The sequence below is a fragment of the Aquimarina acroporae genome, from assembly GCF_023195925.1.
Lineage (GTDB): Bacteria > Bacteroidota > Bacteroidia > Flavobacteriales > Flavobacteriaceae > Aquimarina > Aquimarina acroporae.
Window position 1 is genome coordinate 449,640 of record NZ_JALPRE010000006.1, and the last position, 18,451, is coordinate 468,090.

Below are 18,451 nucleotides of genomic sequence, written 5' to 3' on the forward strand. Positions count from 1 at the left end.
GTGAGATCAATGACTGAATATAACAAAAGCTATGTTAAGAAAAATAACCCCTGTTTTAATTGCGATACTTTGTTTAAGTGGATATGCTCAAAACAATGTCAAAGAAGACTCTACTATAATTAAGAAGTTATATACCACTTCGCTTGTAAATGGAAAAAGTTATGAGTGGTTAGACTATTTGTCCAATCAAATTGGAGGTAGACTTTCAGGGTCGATCAATGCACAAAAGGCAGTAGAATGGGGGGAAAAGGAACTAAAAGAACTTGGAATAGATAAAGTTTGGCTACAGTCGGTAATGGTACCAAAATGGACCAGGGGTGTTACCGAATTTGCTTATATAGAAACAGAACCAGGAAAGACAACCAATGTTCCTATATGTGCCTTGGGAGGTTCTGTTCCCACTTCTATAGGTGGTATAAAAGCACCTATTATAGAGGTAAAAGGATTAGAAGATTTAAGAAAACTTGGATCTGATCAAATTGAAGGCAAGATTGTTTTTTATAATCGACCTATGCAGCCAGATTTAATTGAAACCTTTAGAGCGTATGGCGGTTGTGTAGATCAACGCTATTCTGGAGCAGCAGAGGCAGCAAAATTTGGGGCAATTGCAGTAATCGTGCGCTCTATGAATTTAAGACTTGATGATTTTCCTCATACCGGATCAATGAGTTATGGAGACCTTCCCAATAAGGATAAAATACCCGCGGCAGCTATTAGTACAAATGGGGCAGAGTTGTTAAGCTCTATGCTAAAACTAAATCCAAAAATAAAATTTCACATCAATATGAACTGTCGCAGTTGGAAGGATGTAGAATCGTTTAATGTTATTGGACAAATTACTGGTTCTAAATTTCCTAACGAGTATATGGTAGTAGGAGGGCATTTAGACTCTTGGGATTTGGGTGATGGTTCTCATGATGATGGAGCCGGAGTTGTACAATCTATGGAAGTATTGCGCCTATTTAAAGAAATAGGATATAAACCCAAAAGATCTATTCGCGTAGTGCTATTTATGAATGAGGAAAATGGACTACGAGGGGGGCGAAAATATGCCAAAGTAGCACAAAATAAGGGAGAAAAGCACGTGTTTGCCTTAGAAAGTGATGCTGGAGGATTTACCCCCAGAGGATTTTCATTCGATTGTGATGATGCAAATTTCGAACAAATAGAAAGTTGGAAATCATTGTTCGAACCGTACCTGGTTCACTACTTTGCCAAAGGGGGAAGTGGAGCAGATATTGGTCCCCTGAAAAATGATAATATTGTTTTGGCAGGTTTACGACCAGATTCACAACGGTATTTTGATTACCACCATGCCAAGAACGATACCTTTGATGCTGTAAACAAGCGAGAATTAGAATTAGGAGCTGCCACTATGGCTAGTTTAATGTATCTTTTTGATAAGTACGGGGTGAAATAACAAAAGTGCGATGATAAAAAAGGTAATATTAGCTGTTTTAATTATGTTCACCTATGCTAAAATTGTAGGTCAAGATAATAGCTCAATAACTACAAAACTGTTTGTCTATGGTGGGCAATTGAATAAACAATTTCTCAAGTATACTGCTGAGCTTACAGGTAAAGAAAAACCAAAAATTATTTTTTTACCTACAGCTACCGGGGATAGTGATAGATATATTAATTACTGGTATGAGTTATGTTCAGATCTAGATATTGAACCACACGTGCTCAGGGTTTGGATTAATTCGTATAGGCAAAAAGAATCTTTTGAGAATGTACTCTTAAAAATGGATGCAATTATAGTAGGAGGAGGGAACACTCTAAATATGTTGGCTATATGGAAGGCACAAGAAATAGATCAAGCGTTGAAAAAAGCATATAAAAAAGGGATAATTCTTGCTGGAGGAAGTGCAGGTTCTTTATGTTGGTTTAATGGAGGAACTACAGATTCCAGACCAAAAGAATTGAGTATTGTAAAGGGGTTAAGTTTTCTTGATTATAGCCATTGTCCTCATTATCATTCTGAAGAATCAAGAAGACCATTATATCATAAAAACATTTTAACAGGAAAACTCGGTGATGGGTATGCTTGTGATGATAATGCCGGTATTTTGTTTATAAATGATAAGGTGAAAGAAGCGGTAACGTTAGATGAACAAAGTAATTCATACTTTGTGTATAAAAATAATGGTAAGATAGAAGAGGAAAAAATTGAAGCGAAAATACTCAAATAACTAATTTTTTTCCTCAGAAAAGGATATTCAAAATGCTACTGACATAGGGTTGTCACTATCTTTGTTTTATTTGCTATAAATTATAGAATTATGGTAACCTTTACAAACCTTGTCAATGTCCCAATATCTAAAGTTCATACTTGTTTTTTGGATGCTTTTTCTAATTATGAAGTTCCTTTTAATATAACTCTGGCAGAATTAAAATATATGCTCGAAAGACGTGGGTGTAATTTCCAATTGTCTTATGGGGCATTTAACGAAGGTCTACTGGTAGGTTTTGTGTTAAACGGGATCGGTAGTTGGAATGGTTTACATACAGCTTATGACACAGGTACAGGTGTTATTCCAAAGTTTCAAGGAAAAGGGATTGCTAAAAAACTATTTGCATATGCGTTTGAAGATTTACAATCTAACGGAATAGAGCAGTATTTGTTAGAAGTCATCAAAACCAACACTAAAGCTGTACGTTTATATAAAGAGCTTGGGCTTAACATCAGTAGAGAATTCGATTATTATGTGTTTTCAAAATCTAAGTTGAATAATTTTACTTCAAAAAATGAATTTGATATCACGTTTGAAGAAATTTCAAACTTCTCAATGGATAGCTCAGAATCTTTTTACACTATTCAACCTTCTTGGCAAAATAATAAAGAATCCATAGAGAGAAAACGAGAAAATTTTACGTTTGTAAAAGCCTTGATAAATAAGACATTCGTTGGGTTCGGAATTATAGAAAAGCATACTGGAGATATTCCCCAAATAGCTATTCATAAAGAATATAGAAAACAGGGGGTTGGAGAAAAATTAATGAGAGCATTGGCTGGATTTTCTACGTCAGAACAATTAAAAGTTATCAATATAGAAAAAGGATATGCTCCTTTTGAAAAACTCTTTAACAAACTCCAACTGGAACCGGGAAAAGGACAGTATGAAATGATTTTAAAATTTTAATAACAGCCATATGAATACACTTCAAAGAAAGATGAAGCAGGATTTTGAAAGCAAAGCGTTATTTGACCAGGCTCGCTTGTATGCTTTTGAATATTTAGACAATATCGAAGATATGGATGTTTTTCCTTCAGAAAAGAATCTGGAAGGATTAAATCATTTTGATGTTCCTCTTCAACAGGACACTATCGATGCCAAAGAAGTAATACATGAATTAAACACGTTTGGTGCTCCAGGAACAATTGCTCAGATTGGAGGAAAATATCATGGCTTTGTAAATGGAGGAGTGGTTCCCGCTTCTTTAGGAGCCAAATGGCTGTCTGATGTTTGGGATCAGTGTGGGGGCTTGTATTTAACATCTCCAGTAAATGCAAAATTAGAAGAAGTATGTGAAAGCTGGTTGAAAGATATTTTTGATCTTCCAAAGGAAACTGTGGCAGGTTTTGTAAGTGGAACTTCTATGGCGAACTTATGCGGTTTGGCTGCGGCAAGATTTCAACTGCTTAAAAACTTGGGTTGGGATGTACACGAAAATGGATTAAATGGAGCTCCCAACCTTAGAATTTTGGCGCACCAGCAAGTACATGCAAGTGTTAAGAAAACACTCGCAATGCTTGGGTATGGGAAAAACAGTATAGAATGGTTAGAAGCAGATGATCAAGGGCGATTGGTGCTCGATGCATTACCAAAATTAGATAATAGTTGTCTGGTACTGCTACAAGCGGGAAATGCAAATACAGGATCTTTTGATGACTTTGATACCGTATGTGATATAGCTAATGAAGTTGGTGCCTGGGTACATATTGATGGAGCATTTGGCCTATGGGCAAGAGCAACAAAAGCATTAGCATACTTAACAAAAGGTATGGAAAAAGCATCATCTTGGGCGGTTGATGGTCATAAAACTTTAAATACTCCGTATGATTCAGGTATTATAATGTGCCGTTACCCCGATGCAATGATAAGTGCGCTTCAGGCCTCTGGAGAATATATTATCTACAGTGAACAAAGAGACCCTCTTTTGTATACTCCAGAATTATCAAAACGTTCTAGAGCGATAGAGCTATGGGCTACTATGAAATACCTGGGTAAAGATGGAATCGACCAAATGGTTACTACTTTTTATGAAAGAGCAAAACAACTAGCCACTGGTTTGGAAGAAATAGGATATCAAGTAATCAATGAGGTAGTGTTCAATCAGGTGCTAATCTCTTGTGGGAGCGAAGAAAATACTAAGAACGTCATAACATGCATTCAACAATCTGGAGAAGCTTGGTTGGGTGGTACTATTTGGCAAGGCAAACCAGCAATTCGTATAAGTATTTGCTCATGGATGACCAATGAAAAAGATATAGAGGATTTGATATCCCTTTTTGAAAAAGTCCGGAGTTAAATTTTTACCAGTTCTACTCTGCGATTCTTGGCTCTTCCGGCCGAGGTTTTATTATCACCAACAGGTTTTGTTTCGCCGTAGCCTTTAGATTCTAATCGCCCAGTAGGCACTTCATATTTTTTGATAAGATATTCGCGTACTGCAGCAGATCGTTTTTCTGATAGAGTTTGGTTATACGCATCGTCACCTTGAGAATCTGTATGCCCTTCTATTCGAATTTTTAGATGTGGGTTTGCTTTAAGCATTTGGGCAATTTGCGAAATTAAGGGATGGGATGAAGGTTTAATAATACTTTTGTTAGTGTCAAAATAGATGCCGTATAAAGTTATTTTTCCCTTGGTGTCAATAGTTTTTTTTATAAAATCTTTGTCTAAAGAAGAGGTGACAACATATGCAATTGGCGATAGTAATTGAGGGCCTAAGTCTGCATAAAAAAGCCTAGCCTGATAAGCACCTTTTGTAGAAGGAGCTTTTATGGTTAAAGTTCCACCGATCTTTGGGTTTAGATATTCATAATCAAGAAATTCTTTGTAGTCATTTGGAGTAGCATCAGCTTTGAATAGCCCTATCCAGGCTCTGTCAGTTAGGTCCTTATGGCCAGTGTAGGATATAATGATATCTTCTTCAGGCTCATATTCCTTTTTGTTTAAAGAAAATCTAAGACCATCTAGTTTTAAAGCACCTATTCGAAAAGGAACTCTTTTTACTAATGCTCCAGGGTCTGCGGCATAAAATCTAAGCTCATAATCTCCAATGTTTTCAGGAGCACTAAGACGTAAAATATTTCCTTTCCTAGAAGTTACATATTCATAAGATATATAGGTGATTTCATCTTTACTTGTTTTGGGGTCGAATATTCCAATCCATGCTTTTGGATTTAAAGTAAACGAACTTTCAATCTTAACATCGAATGGCTGTGAGGGTTTAATTTCTTTGGTTAGAATAGATAAAGTAACCAAATTAGGGTCAATAGACATCACATTCAAAGGAATTGATTTCAGTTCTTTTCCATATTCCTCTTCAAATACCCGTAATTCATATGCACCTGGCTCAACAGGGGCTTCAAAATCGAAACTTGCAGATGTTTTTTCATTTATGTAGTGATAATTAATATAATTACTTGTATTACCATGAGGAGTTGAAGCTTTAAAAAGACCGATCCAAGATCTCTGTGCCAAAGGAGAAGAAGTTTTAAAATTTGATTGAATAATCTCTCCAGTTAGATAATCAGTTTTTTCTATGCTTACTGTTATTGTTCTTTGAGACCAGATAGCATTAGTCGTGCTTAATAGTATAAACAGAAATATCGAAAAATTGAGTTTCATGATAGATGATTTGTAGAGATCCTAAACGAACTTATAAAAAATAAGTGAACTAAAATTTACTTTTTAGAATTGTTAGAGCTATTTTGAGTATTTGCAATTGAACAATGAGAACCTAGTAATTAACAATCAAAATTGCCATTGCAAAATACGGCCATGTAAATAACAGAAAGAATGCCTACTAAGATGTTCAAAAGAGGTAATGTTGCAAAAATAATTGATAAAAAATGTTTCTGTTTAGCAAATAGAATCCATCCTACTACAATACCAAAAACGGTAACAACAGGATAAGCAACTAGGCTTAATACCAAGATTATGGTAGGAGTGCTATCTTCTGATCCTGGGCTGTCAAACATCATGGGTGACATCATTATCATGGGTAAGGAGGGTAAAATCAAGATACCGAATAATATACTGGTTACAATTAGATAGATACGGGTATTGTTTCTTTTTTTTGTTTGTTTTGAAGATGCTAAGTTTTCTGACATAATACGGGTATAGAACGTTAAATATACGATAAGAATATTTTAGTTTTCTATAGTTCTAATACCTTTGCGAGTTCAAAATCTGAAAAATGCTTTACCAATACACTAAAGAATTTCGATACAACCTTAAGTTGGCGGCTCCTGTGATGATGGGTATGATTGGTCATACTTTAGTTGCGTTGGTCGATAATATTATGGTAGGGCAATTGGGAACTGCTGAATTGGCAGCGGTCTCATTAGGGAATAGCTTTATGTTTATAGCAATGTCCTTAGGGATTGGTTTTTCTACTGCAATTACACCACTTGTTGCCGAAGCTGATGGCGAGAATAATTTTAAAAATGGTAAATCTGCTTTTAAGCATGGGTTGTTTTTATGTACTACCCTTGGTATTATACTGTTTCTTCTAATTCTTTTGGCGAAACCTTTAATGTATTTGATGAACCAGCCCGAAGAGGTAGTAACATTAGCAATGCCTTATTTAGATTTGGTGGCTTTTTCATTAGTTCCATTAATAAGTTTTCAAGCGTTAAAACAGTTTTCAGATGGTTTGTCGATGACCAAATATCCCATGTATGCTACGCTAATAGCTAATTTGGTTAACGTAGTATTAAATTACCTTTTGATTTTTGGAAAATTTGGTTTTCCGCAAATGGGAATTGTTGGCGCCGCCGTAGGAACTTTGGTTTCCAGAATAGTAATGATTATTTTCCTTTGGATATTCCTAAAACAAAAGGAAAAATCTACGGCATACGTTACACAAATTAAACTTTTCGTTTTAGAAAATAAGATGTTGAAGAAAATACTAGCTCTTGGTTTTCCTTCGGCCTTACAAATGTTTTTTGAGGTGGCTATTTTTACTGCGGCGATATGGTTATCTGGTATTTTAGGTAAAAATCCTCAAGCAGCAAATCAAATAGCATTAAATCTCTCATCTATGACATTTATGGTGGCCATGGGATTGAGTGTAGCAGCGATGGTTCGGGTAGGAAACCAGAAGGGTTTACTCAGATTTGAAGATTTAAGAAGAATAGCCATTTCTATTTTTCTATTAGCATTTTTAATAGCTACGGTATTTGCTTTAATTTTTGTTGTTTGTAATGAACTATTACCAATGATTTATTTAGATGTAAATGATGCAGAAAATCTTGCAGATACAAATGAAGTAATTGGTATTGCAGCCAAACTCTTAATTATAGCTGCGTTATTTCAAATATCTGACGCAATTCAGGTAACGGTTTTGGGAGCGCTCCGGGGACTTCAAGATGTTAAGATCCCTACCTTTATCACATTTATCGCTTATTGGGTAGTAGGTTTTCCAATTAGTTACTATTTAGGATTATATACCGAATATAAAAGTTCTGGGATATGGATAGGACTTCTGGCGGGTTTAACTACTTCGGCATTGTTATTGTACTTTAGGTTCAATAAGTTAACCAAAGATTTAGTAAAAAAAGGTTGATTTTTAATTTAAGAACCTTGGAAAATACGTTTTTTTCGTATCTAACGTTTATTGGGTATTAACGAATAATTAACTATCTTTCCAAAAAAACAGAATACAAAAAATGAGAGTCCCAAATTCTAAATTTTGTCTACTGCTGGCAGTTCTTGTTATTGCCGTTACACAAAGTAGCATTGCTCAAAACTTCGAGCATAGTAAAAATCAGAATCTAATTCCCAATCCAAGTTTTGAAAATGTAGATACCTCTGTTAAGAGAATGGATATGGAAATGAAAAACTTTGGGATTATTAAAGATTGGAAGCCTGCAATTAATTCTCCCGATGTCCACCACCCTCAATTAGAATTAGTACGATTTGTGCATAAATCGCCAAATTTTTTAAATCAATTTGGAGCTCAAGAGCCTAAAACTGGAGAAGGTAAGGTAGGGATGTACATTGCTGGAGGAGAATACAAGGAAGGAGTAACTGCAAAATTGAAAAAACCTCTTGGAGCAGGTAAATATTATTATTTTCATATGTATGTTTCTTTAGGTGAAGGAATTTCAAATTCTTGCACCTCTTCGATTGGAGGGTATTTTAGTGCCCGAAGTCCTAAAATAACAATCACTTCAAAATTACCATTACATGTTGAATCTTCTAAATTGGTTTGTAATACCAAGGGTTGGACAAAGGTATGCGGGGTGTACCGTGCAAAAGGAACCGAAAAGTATCTATCTCTTGGTTATTTTGGGGATGATCCTAGAGGAAAATCAGTAAAAGGAGGAGCATACGATACAGGATATTATTTTGTAGATGATGTGTTGCTTATGGAGATGAGAACTCCCAAAAACCTGGTTGCAGGACAAGTTTGTGATATGGCTTTAGATTTTAAGCCGATTGAATTTCTTGTAGGTGAAAGTGAAGCCTATACTGAGATTCAGAAAGCATTAGACTCATATATTCAATATGTGACTATATTTAAAGTGAATTCTGTTAAGATTATTGGTCATGCTGATGACGCTGGGTCTACCTTTGAAAACGAAATTATGTCAGCAGTGAGGGCCAGTAATGTAAAAAAGTACATGATAGAAAAAGGGGTAGACGAGTCCTTAATCGAAATTGTTGCTTCTGGAGATACAGATCCTTTAGAAGCAGAGGGAACAAATCTTGATCCAGAATCAAACAACAGGGTAGAAATTAAAATAGAGTAATTCTATCTTTATACTGGTTTCCTTGTAAAAAGGTGATACCTTTGAGGAGTAATTCTAAGTATACCATATGAGTTTTCCGAAATTTTTGTTAGGAGATAATACCGATTTCCCCGAGGCTATTTTTGTAATTCATACTGAATTTCCAAGATTTATTATTAATCTGGAAAATGATGAGGTAGAATGGCTTGAGGAGTTTGATAAAAGTGATGAAAAAGAATTGCAGGAAGAAGCTAATAGTCTTTTTCAAGCTGCGAATGATTTTTATGATCGGGAGATTGAACGATATGATGAGTAAGATTCAAGATAATCTACAATAACTTATGGAAGAACTTATAGAGCTGGATAAAGACCTTTTTTTGTACCTCAATAATTTGGGTACAGTTACCTGGGATGGTTTTTGGTTGTTTATGACCGAGAAGTTATATCAAATTCCTCTCTATCTTGTGTTGCTGTATTTTTTCTATAAGTATTTTGGTATTCGAGGTACTATAGTTACCTTGGTTGTTGTGGCAACACTTATAGCCGCTTCAGATCAATTATCTAATCTTTTTAAAAATGTACTATTCATGAGGCCAAGACCATGTCGTGCGGATGGTGTAGCAGAGTTTACTCGTTTTATTGCCGAAAGATGTGGTAGGCATGGATATTTTTCTGCCCATGCGGCTAGCTCAATGGCTTTAGCATTTTTTACTGGGCTTACCTTACAAAAGCATCTTAAATATATTTTTCCGTTTATGGTCGTATGGTCTGTTGTCGTAAGCTATAGTAGAATTTATGTAGGGGTTCATTACCCAGGTGATATAGTAACCGGTATGGCGATAGGAATTTTACTTGGTTTAGGTGCTCATAAACTTCACAGTGTTCTTATAAAGAAATATGGTGAAGTAAGAAGTTAAACTCTGTTTTTTCTAAAATCCCTGATAAACAATACAATCATTACTACCATAAGTAAAGAAAATGGTAGAGAAGTGATGATAAGTAGTTTTTGCATTGCGATAAGCACATTGATATCTGTTTTAGCGTTCCCTAATAAGATAATACCAATAGAGAAAATTGTAAGAATGATACTCCACAGGAATCGATGTTTTTTCGAGGGTTCTGCTTTTCCGTTATCTGTAAACATACTTAATACAAAAATTGCAGAGTCTAAAGAGGTTACCAAAAAACTAATAAGTAGCAGGATGGTAAGTGTATTTATAAAACCTTGAAAAGGGTAGTTTTCAAAAAACACAAAAATAGAAGTGAATACATTATCAAATTGCCCTTGATAAGCACCAAGATTTTCGATAATGCCAAAAGCAGATTGCCCAAATGTTGTGAACCAGAAAAATGTGCCCAAAGATGGTATAAGAAGCACTCCCAATATTACTTCTCGTAGGGAGCGACCTTTTGAAATTCGTGCGATGAAAATCCCTGTAAAAGGAGCCCAAGCTAACCAAAAAGCCCAATAATAATAGGTCCAATCCGTTAAAAACTTCTCTCCGGGGTTATAATCCCCATAGGCAAGACTTAGCGGAATAAAATCTATGAAATAATGAAATATAGAAGAAAAAAACTGGCTAATTATGGCAATAATATCACTTTGTAAAAACACAAATACTAGTAATCCAACAGTTATGTAAATATTCCATGTGGAAATAATTTTGATACCCTTATTTACTCCTCGGTATACAGAAATGAAGGCCAGTAAAGAAATTAGGATAAGTACTAAAATGGTACCTTTTAGCCCAAAATCTTCTTGTAGTAAATGGGTGAGTCCTCCTTCAATTTGAGTGGTGCCCAAGCCAATAGCTGCTACCAACCCAAAAACGGTAGTTAAAATAGCAAGTATATCGATACTGCCAAAAATTACATTTCTTGGAATTTTTTGAGTCACCAGATTTTCTATAGAAGAGAATGCACTGCTGGATAATACTTTTTTAGATTGTACAAAAAGATAATAGCCTACCGTGATGGCAAAAATGGCATAAAATGCCCAAGCCGTGAAACCCCATTGGTAAAAAGTATATTCTAAGGCAATAGTAGCATTATCTGAATTACTAGAAATAGGAGGGTTGTTTATCATGTAAACTGGCTCCTGAACTGCTCTTAGAAGTATTCCTGCTCCCATACCTGCACTGTAAAGCATGGATATCCATGCTAGCCTAGAAAATTCAGGACTATCGTCTGGTTTTCCTAATTTTCGCTTTCCCCATTTAGATAGAGCAAGAACTATTAGTAACAATACACATATTAGGCCAAGCCATAAATAAAACCGTCCGAATCGTTGACGAATGTAAATGGAAAAGGATTCTATTCCGTTATAGGTTTCTAAAGTAAAAAAGTATAAAAAAAATGAGAAGAAAAGCAATATACCGAGAGAAATATAAAGTAAACTATTTTTACTGTTTTTTGATTTCATAGAAATTGTTTTATCTCACCTTGTAATGCCATCAGTGGTCATACGATTAATGTGATGTCTATAAATGTCCAAAAAGTTTTAAAACCAACCTAAAAAAAAAGTAAAGTTTTAATTGTTTTAACAAGTAAAAAAGCCAAAAAATAATTTCATTTTTAAACTCTTTTTATGCAAAATTTCATTTTTTTTAGTTAGACTTGTATAGGCATTTCGAACTAGAAATGTTATTGCTCCCAATTTCAAAATTACTTGGGATAGGTTAGAAATAAACGTCCCAAGGTTTGTATTTCGAAAAGGCGATTATGTATTTATTTTACTTCTTTAAGAATATGTAACTAACTAAACCTGCAACCATGAGAAGAGTAATTGTTGATTATAAAAAGCTTGATAAAAACATTTTGAACCTTCTTGTAGAAAAGTTTCCGGATGGATATGCCGATAAAGACGTTATTTCTTTCAAAAATCATCGTAATGAAGCGATAGAAGCTCTTGAGGTAAAAACTACAGATACTATTTATTTGGTAAAAATAAGTAAGAGGCTAGCAGATACTATGGAGAGTTTTGATGAAGAAAATTCTACAGCAGAAATACCCAATGGTGTCAGCAAAGATCAGGTAGGAGACTTCGGGGATAAATAGTAGAATGGTATTTCATAAAAGATAAAGTGTTAATAAGTGTTTTTTATTTGTTATTTTTAGTACTTGTGTTTTGATTTTCAATGCATAACAGTATTAAAATCTCAAGCACCTAAAGGGGAAAAAAAGGTGTAAAGAGATGACTTGGTGTTTTTACAGGTATGTGTAAATAACCAAGGGGACAAATGGAATATATGAAGTTAAAGGGAAGTTTTTTACTTATATTTTTTATAGGAGTACAGTTTTACGGCCAATCTGAAGATAGTGTTAATAATTCCACCTTTTTTGTTGCACCAGAATTTTTGGTGGGAAAGACGATGGAAGCAAATACTGGTTTTCCTGAAACCAAATTACAAAAATCTCTTTTTTTAAGTTTAGGAACACATAACACAACATTAAACCAGCAATGGGCATCTGAGTTAGGTTTCCCAAAAACAGGAGTTTCAATAGGAGTTACAGATTTTGGAAATACTGAAATGGTCGGAATGGCATATAGTGTAATGCCCTTTGTAGAGTTTGGACTTTTTAGAAAAAAGACTGATAATTGGAATGTCAATATTGGTATGGGAGCTGCATATATCGATACTCAGTTTGATGCCGAAATCAATCCATCCAATTTAGCAGTAACTACAGATATAAATTGGGCTTTTAGGTCATTTGTGTATTACAAGGTTTTGGATAAATCAACCATAGATTTTCATTTAGGACTGGGGTATTCGCACTTTTCAAATGGTCATACAAAACTACCAAACCAAGGGTTGAATTCATTTTCGGTAAGTTTATCGTCACGTATAGGTAGAGAAAGTGAAATTGCAGATATAAGAACAGGTAGTAAACTAAAAAAGAAAAATAGATATTTAGAAAACTATTTTTCTTTCCGAAGTGGAATTGGGCAAAATGTACTATCTCGGGTTTTTAATGATAAGAAAGAAGTCTATTCTGCTGCTTTTTCTGGGGGTAAAATTATAAATCGTACGTTTAAATTTGGCGGAGGTGCATATTATAGATTTTATGAACATTATTATGATCATATTAATGAAAATGGACAATTGATCAATGAACAAGTTCCTGAGTATCGAGAGAATCCATATCGCTACGCTACCAACTTTGGTTTTTTTGGCAGTACAGAATTATTGATAGGACATGTAGGTATCGAATTTGACCTAGGGATCAATATATACAAACCTTTTTACAAAATAGATTGGCAGCTAAGTCAGGGATATTTCTACAATAATGAATATACCACTTTGGGAGAGATAGATTGGTATTTTGAAGTTAAAAGGACGGTGTCAAGTAGACTGGGAATAAAATATTACGTAATCAATACATTTAAATCTCCAAAAAACAATTTGTTTCTAGCAGCAAATATTAACGCTAATCTAGGGCAAGCCGATTTTTCTGAAGTTAGTTTGGGATATACATATCGGTTTAACTTAAGAGAAAAGATCAGACAATAAATTTTACTTTTCTTTATTTAAGTCCAATAAATATCTTGCAGCAGCAAATGGTGTTACTTTATGAAGTAGCATAGCTTCAATTTGGGCTTCAATTTCAGTTTTTACTTTAGGGTGGTTGTAAAAGTTAGCTTTTAGTTGCTCTTCTATAGTTTGTAATAACCAAAATTTATTTTGTTGGATTCTGTTTTCTGTGAAAAACCCGTTTTTTGAAGTAGTATCTAAATAATTTTCTATAAGATTCCACACTTCATCTATCCCATTATTTTCAATAGCACTGCATGTTAACACTTGTGGGGACCAACTGCTTTTGGCCAAAGGGTATAAGTGTAAAGCCTTACGAAATTGATTTTTGGCTTCTCTTGCTCTTTTAACATTATCGCCATCTGCTTTATTGATAATAATTGCGTCTGCCATTTCTATGATCCCTCTTTTGATACCTTGTAATTCATCTCCGGCTCCGGCAAGTTTTAAAAGTAAGAAAAAGTCAACCATACTATGCACTGCGGTTTCGCTTTGTCCAACACCCACAGTTTCAATAATGATAACATCATATCCGGCTGCTTCACAAAGTATGATAGATTCTCTAGTCTTTTGCGCAACACCGCCAAGAGATTTTCCCGAGGGAGAAGGCCTAATAAATGCTTTTGGAGATCTTACTAGCGATTCCATTCTAGTCTTGTCTCCTAATATACTTCCTTGTGAGACAGAGCTACTGGGATCTACAGCGAGTACTGCCACTTTTTTGCCATTGTCAATGAGAACTTTACCAAAGGTTTCGATAAATGTACTTTTTCCAACCCCTGGTACTCCCGTAATTCCAATTCTAACCGAATTGTTAGAGTGCGGTAAGCATTTTTCGATAAGTTCTTGAGCTTTGCCAAAATGATCAGGTTGAGTACTTTCGATCAAAGTAATACCTTTACTCAACGCAGGAGTGTCACCATTTATAATAGCTTTAAAAATGGTATCGATAGAAATATTTTTTTGTTGTAGCTTTTTGAACCTACTTATCGCAGCACTAGTCGTGCTAGTCGGAACTTTAAACGAAGCGTCTGTATGTTTTGATTTATTGTCTGGCACAAAATTACTTTAAAGCAAAGTTATAAATTCCTTTTATGAATTAGTATAGAAAAACAGGAGTATTGGCTGAGATTATTCAACTACTAATTTTTATAGGAATTGCAATAGCCGTTCGATCCCAGGCCATATACATTATAGTAAAGCCATTTGCATTTTGGAAATAAATAGAAAATTGCTCAACGATATTTAATAGAGGTTGTGTGGGAACTTCTACTACAAGTGCATCATGTTTAGAATCTCTTTTCGCTTTACCATCCTTGAAATCTACACCCCAATTATACGTTTTTGAATTAAAAATAATTTTCCAAGAATCTTTATTGGGGATAGTCCAAAGTGTATACGTTCCAGCTTTTAATATAGTTCCATCTACTAATATATCTTTATCACAAGTAAAAGTAGTAGCTTCATTCGCACCTGTTCTCCATACTTCACCATATGGAACTAAATCTCCGAAAATTATCCTCTCTTTTTTGAAAGGGCGATTATAAAACACAGAGAAATTGGTATCTTGTCCAATATGAGTTATAGTTTCTTCCGGACTATGTTTTTTTGTATTATGTTTCAGCAACAATAAGCCAGAGTATCCTAAGATGAAAAGTCCCACCAATACAATTACTATACGTTTCAATGATTTTGACATAAAAAATTAAAACATAAATATAGTCTTTTAAGTATTACGTTTTTTGATAATATCTAAAATTAAATGCTCTTTTGGTTATTTAATGACTTGTGTGATATTCATCACATTTATAGCGCAGGTGTTTCTGAAAGTTACCAGAACTTTGGTTATAGATTCTGGTAAATTCTTACTTTCTATTAGCTGGTCAATACGTTGTATTAGGTTATTGGTACAACGTACGTTTTTTGATAATAAGTTGATAATATCATCTACATCTTTGTCTTCATATTTTTGGGGGTCATAGTATTTATTTAATCTTTGCATGGTTAAATAAGTGTTGATTAATTAATAAAAGTGTTATAAATAGTATTTGTAATCTTCAAAAACTTACTTTTTAGGTAGTTAAAAATTTATTAATTATTTGATATTCAGTTATTTGTTGTTTCTGTATGGATTTTATGCATAATTTTGCAACATCTAGGTATGGGAAATCGTCTATATAAATGAATAAGATTTAAGACCGTTTTTAAATAATAATCACTAACCAAAAAGTTATTCAAGTTTGTTACAAAGCGAGCTAATAGAACAATGTAGGGCCAATGATCGCAGAGCGCAGATGAAACTGTACAATAAGTACTGTGATGGTATGTATTATGTGGCTTTAAGGTTCCTCAAAGATCCTTTCGAGGCAGAGGAAGCTATGCAGGAATCTTTCATTAAAGCTTTTACCAGATTACATCAATTTACAGGTGATGTAACTTTTGGCGCCTGGCTCAAGCGGATTGTAATAAATAAGAGTATAGATATGCTGAAAGCGAAGAAGATGAATATGGTTGCAATAAATGAACAAGTGATGACGACGGTAGAAGAACAAAACGACTGGTCTGTATCAGATTCGGTAACGGTAGAAGAAGTAAAAAAAGCAATAGAGCGATTACCAGAAAAGTATAAATATGCAGTGATGCTGTTTTTGATTGAAGGGTATGACCATAATGAAATAAGTGAGATATTAGATATCACCCCGGTAGCTTCAAGAACTTTGGTGCACCGAGGAAAAAAACAACTTCAGGATCAACTAAAACATTTGAAAGATGGCACAAGATATTAGAGAGCTATTAAAACAGGATAGAGCTTTGCCTTCAGAGAGAATAAAGGAAGGACATGAGGCTCGTTTTATGGCAAGACTTGAGAAAGAGCTTCCCAAGAAAGCGAAAAAGAGTTTCAACTATGGATGGCTTAAAATTGCTGCCAGTGTAGCAATAGTATTTACCATTTCTATGTTTACTTTCAATCAGTTTAATGGTGCCGATACCGTAAGCACAGATGTTGTTGATACTGAGACTACAGATTTGAAAGACGGAACGGTTGTTTTAACCAAACAATCTTCTCCCTTGGCTGAGATATCTCCAGAATATGAAAAAGTAGAAAATTACTTACTAACTAGTATAAAGTTTCAACTATCTGAGATTACTGTAGATGATAAAAACAGAGAGTTGGTTGAGAGTTTTAAAATACGTCTGAATAATTTAGATAGAGAATATCAAAATCTTAGTAAAGAACTTATCGAAGTAGGTCCTAATATTGAAAGTGTAGAAGCTATGATGGAGAATTTAACCTTAAGGCTTTCTCTGCTTAATAGACTGAAAGATAAACTTAAAGAATTAGAAAAAATTGAGAATGAAAGTTACGATGAAATACAAGCTTAATGTTGTAGCATTGGTCATGGGTATTTCTTGTGTTGGTCTTTTTGCGCAGGACAGACAAGAAAAGCTGAATGAAAGGCTTACCGTGAATCCTGATGTTAACGTAAACCTTAATACAAGTCATACCAATATTGTTTTTGAAACATGGAACAAGAATGAAATTGGTGTAGAAGCTTATATTGAGGGAGCTAATCTTACCGATGAAAATAGTAGAAGGATATTAGATAGTTGGCAGCTAGAAATATTGGGAGATGATCAAAACATAACCATTACGTCGGCAGCAGGTAATTTATGGACCGGAAAAGTAACAGCTTCAAATATAACTATGACTAAAGAAGAGTTACAGAGGTTGAGTCCGGCAATAGCAGATATGTTGGGGCCAATAATGGAGAATATTGCTAATAATCCTATGCCTAGTGCACTTCCAGAAAATCTTTCCAACGTAACTTTAGAAAACAAAAAATACAGCAAAGAAGAAGAGAAGTATATTCAACAATGGGAGAATCAAATACGAGAGAAGTTTAGTGAGGAAATAGAGCAAGGAAAACAAAAATTGGCCAATCAAATTCAAGGTAAGACTACTCCTACATCGGGTCAAATGGAAATACGTCTCGATACTTGGGGAGCACAGTATGGAAAGCAAATGGAGGCGTGGGCTTCACAATTGGTAAGAGATATTCAAAACCAGCAGAAGGGAACGGCCAATGTAACAGTATATCAATATAGTGCTCAACGATCAAATGTAGGTAACAATACTAGTAAGATTATTAAGATAAAGATGCCAAAACGGGCAAATCTGAAAATGAATGTACGACATGGTGCGGTTCAATTACCTGAACTTGCAAGTAATGTGAAGGCTTCATTATCGCACACAAAACTTTCTGCCAATGTAGTGGAGGGAAATCAAACCTACATAAAAGCTTCGTATTCACCTGTGTATGTAAAACAATGGAACAATGGTAAGTTGGTGGTGAACTATGTAAAGAATTGCAGAATTCAAAACGCTAAGAACCTTTTGGTAAATGCTGATTCTAGTAACATTTTTATTCAACAACTAGATGAGAATGGTGCGATTTCTGCAAGTTTCGGAATGATCACTATAGCAAATTTGGGAAAATCCTTCACTACTTTGGATCTAGCAGTACAGAATAGTGACTTTAAACTGAAATTACCTGAATCTGCATTCAATTTGTCATATAGTGGGGCTCAAAGTTTAATATCATTACCTAAAACTCTTGAGATAAACAGTAGAAAGAATTTTGGAAATGTATTCATCAACGGATATCAAGATACACGTAGTACAGAAAACTTAATAACTATCAATGCAAAGTATAGTGAAGTAGTATTACATAAAAATTAGTTTTTCATAATAATTGTAGTGTTAATTATAAAAAAGCTTCATTGACTTGGTCAATGGGGCTTTTTTAGTTTGTTAGCATTTTTTTTACAATTGCTTAACAATAAAAACGTACGAAGATACGTTGCATCGTGTTTTTTGTCCTGTTAATACTGCTTTTTATCTGCTTTTTTAAGTAAACGTTGAATGTAAGATGTTGCTAATCAGAAT

Annotated in this window: 19 protein-coding genes; 13 read left to right on the forward strand and 6 right to left on the reverse strand. The window is 34.4% G+C overall.

Annotated features, from left to right (window positions below; all coding sequences use genetic code 11):
- The first annotated feature begins 31 nt into the window (after nucleotides 1-31).
- From M0D21_RS10450 to M0D21_RS10465, 4 genes are all read left to right on the forward strand, one after another.
- Nucleotides 32-1,420, forward strand: a complete 1,389-nt coding sequence (locus tag M0D21_RS10450; RefSeq protein WP_248329161.1) for a M20/M25/M40 family metallo-hydrolase — start codon at nucleotides 32-34, stop codon at nucleotides 1,418-1,420.
- 10 nt (nucleotides 1,421-1,430) lie between these two features.
- Complete coding sequence (locus tag M0D21_RS10455) at nucleotides 1,431-2,195, forward strand: Type 1 glutamine amidotransferase-like domain-containing protein (RefSeq protein ID WP_248329163.1); 765 nt, start codon at nucleotides 1,431-1,433, stop codon at nucleotides 2,193-2,195.
- Nucleotides 2,196-2,285: 90 nt separating this feature from the next.
- The gene (locus M0D21_RS10460) at nucleotides 2,286-3,146 is read left to right on the forward strand and encodes a GNAT family N-acetyltransferase (RefSeq protein ID WP_248329165.1); all 861 of its coding nucleotides are present in this window, start codon (nucleotides 2,286-2,288) and stop codon (nucleotides 3,144-3,146) included.
- Nucleotides 3,147-3,156: 10 nt separating this feature from the next.
- Nucleotides 3,157-4,536, forward strand: a complete 1,380-nt coding sequence (locus tag M0D21_RS10465) for a pyridoxal phosphate-dependent decarboxylase family protein (RefSeq protein WP_248329167.1) — start codon at nucleotides 3,157-3,159, stop codon at nucleotides 4,534-4,536.
- On the opposite strand, the gene M0D21_RS10470 is transcribed toward M0D21_RS10465, so the two are convergent.
- Both M0D21_RS10470 and M0D21_RS10475 read right to left on the reverse strand, forming a co-directional pair.
- A complete protein-coding gene (locus M0D21_RS10470; RefSeq protein ID WP_248329169.1) occupies nucleotides 4,533-5,861 on the reverse strand; it encodes an OmpA family protein in 1,329 nt (442 codons plus the stop codon). The two genes, M0D21_RS10465 and M0D21_RS10470, sit on opposite strands and share 4 nt — an antisense overlap.
- A gap of 119 nt (nucleotides 5,862-5,980) precedes the next feature.
- The gene (locus tag M0D21_RS10475) at nucleotides 5,981-6,346 is read right to left on the reverse strand and encodes a hypothetical protein (protein ID WP_248329170.1); all 366 of its coding nucleotides are present in this window, start codon (nucleotides 6,344-6,346) and stop codon (nucleotides 5,981-5,983) included.
- An 86-nt stretch (nucleotides 6,347-6,432) separates the two neighbouring features.
- On the opposite strand from M0D21_RS10475, the gene M0D21_RS10480 reads away from it, so the two are divergent.
- The 4 genes from M0D21_RS10480 to M0D21_RS10495 all read left to right on the forward strand — a co-directional run bounded on the left by M0D21_RS10480 (nucleotide 6,433) and on the right by M0D21_RS10495 (nucleotide 9,888).
- Complete coding sequence (locus M0D21_RS10480; protein ID WP_248329172.1) at nucleotides 6,433-7,803, forward strand: MATE family efflux transporter; 1,371 nt, start codon at nucleotides 6,433-6,435, stop codon at nucleotides 7,801-7,803.
- 103 nt (nucleotides 7,804-7,906) lie between these two features.
- On the forward strand, nucleotides 7,907-8,992 hold the full coding sequence (locus M0D21_RS10485; RefSeq protein ID WP_248329174.1) for an OmpA family protein: 1,086 nt from the start codon (nucleotides 7,907-7,909) through the stop codon (nucleotides 8,990-8,992).
- A 67-nt stretch (nucleotides 8,993-9,059) separates the two neighbouring features.
- Nucleotides 9,060-9,287: a hypothetical protein gene (locus tag M0D21_RS10490; protein ID WP_248329176.1), complete on the forward strand. Its 228-nt coding sequence runs from the start codon at nucleotides 9,060-9,062 to the stop codon at nucleotides 9,285-9,287.
- 25 nt (nucleotides 9,288-9,312) lie between these two features.
- On the forward strand, nucleotides 9,313-9,888 hold the full coding sequence (locus M0D21_RS10495; RefSeq protein WP_248329178.1) for a phosphatase PAP2 family protein: 576 nt from the start codon (nucleotides 9,313-9,315) through the stop codon (nucleotides 9,886-9,888).
- On the opposite strand, the gene M0D21_RS10500 is transcribed toward M0D21_RS10495, so the two are convergent.
- Nucleotides 9,885-11,393, reverse strand: a complete 1,509-nt coding sequence (locus tag M0D21_RS10500) for a BCCT family transporter (RefSeq protein ID WP_248329180.1) — start codon at nucleotides 11,391-11,393, stop codon at nucleotides 9,885-9,887. The two genes, M0D21_RS10495 and M0D21_RS10500, sit on opposite strands and share 4 nt — an antisense overlap.
- Before the next feature lie 350 nt (nucleotides 11,394-11,743).
- Here M0D21_RS10500 and M0D21_RS10505 point away from each other — a divergent pair, with 350 nt between their 5' ends.
- Together M0D21_RS10505 and M0D21_RS10510 are read left to right on the forward strand one after the other, a co-directional pair.
- Nucleotides 11,744-12,028 (forward strand): hypothetical protein, encoded by a 285-nt coding sequence (locus M0D21_RS10505; protein ID WP_248329182.1) that lies wholly within the window; start codon nucleotides 11,744-11,746, stop codon nucleotides 12,026-12,028.
- A gap of 191 nt (nucleotides 12,029-12,219) precedes the next feature.
- Nucleotides 12,220-13,482, forward strand: a complete 1,263-nt coding sequence (locus tag M0D21_RS10510) for an acyloxyacyl hydrolase (RefSeq protein WP_248329184.1) — start codon at nucleotides 12,220-12,222, stop codon at nucleotides 13,480-13,482.
- Between the two features lie 3 nt (nucleotides 13,483-13,485).
- Here the strand turns inward: M0D21_RS10510 and meaB are convergent, their stop codons facing one another.
- The 3 genes from meaB to M0D21_RS10525 form a co-directional block, all read right to left on the reverse strand.
- Nucleotides 13,486-14,562, reverse strand: coding sequence for a methylmalonyl Co-A mutase-associated GTPase MeaB (gene meaB / locus M0D21_RS10515; RefSeq protein ID WP_248329186.1), 1,077 nt, complete (start codon nucleotides 14,560-14,562; stop codon nucleotides 13,486-13,488).
- Between the two features lie 76 nt (nucleotides 14,563-14,638).
- A complete protein-coding gene (locus M0D21_RS10520; RefSeq protein ID WP_248329188.1) occupies nucleotides 14,639-15,190 on the reverse strand; it encodes a DUF2911 domain-containing protein in 552 nt (183 codons plus the stop codon).
- 87 nt (nucleotides 15,191-15,277) lie between these two features.
- The gene (locus tag M0D21_RS10525) at nucleotides 15,278-15,505 is read right to left on the reverse strand and encodes a hypothetical protein (protein WP_248329190.1); all 228 of its coding nucleotides are present in this window, start codon (nucleotides 15,503-15,505) and stop codon (nucleotides 15,278-15,280) included.
- 292 nt (nucleotides 15,506-15,797) lie between these two features.
- Here M0D21_RS10525 and M0D21_RS10530 point away from each other — a divergent pair, with 292 nt between their 5' ends.
- Genes M0D21_RS10530 through M0D21_RS10540 form a run of 3 tightly spaced genes read left to right on the forward strand, consistent with a single transcriptional unit; the run spans nucleotide 15,798 to nucleotide 18,244 of the window.
- Entirely contained in the window at nucleotides 15,798-16,289 is a 492-nt protein-coding gene (locus tag M0D21_RS10530) for an RNA polymerase sigma factor (protein ID WP_248329192.1), read from the forward strand.
- Nucleotides 16,273-16,887, forward strand: coding sequence for a hypothetical protein (locus M0D21_RS10535; protein WP_248329194.1), 615 nt, complete (start codon nucleotides 16,273-16,275; stop codon nucleotides 16,885-16,887). The genes M0D21_RS10530 and M0D21_RS10535 overlap by 17 nt, the downstream gene beginning before the upstream one ends.
- Nucleotides 16,859-18,244, forward strand: coding sequence for a hypothetical protein (locus tag M0D21_RS10540; RefSeq protein ID WP_248329196.1), 1,386 nt, complete (start codon nucleotides 16,859-16,861; stop codon nucleotides 18,242-18,244). Before M0D21_RS10535 ends, M0D21_RS10540 begins: the two co-directional genes overlap by 29 nt.
- Nucleotides 18,245-18,451: the final 207 nt, after the last annotated feature.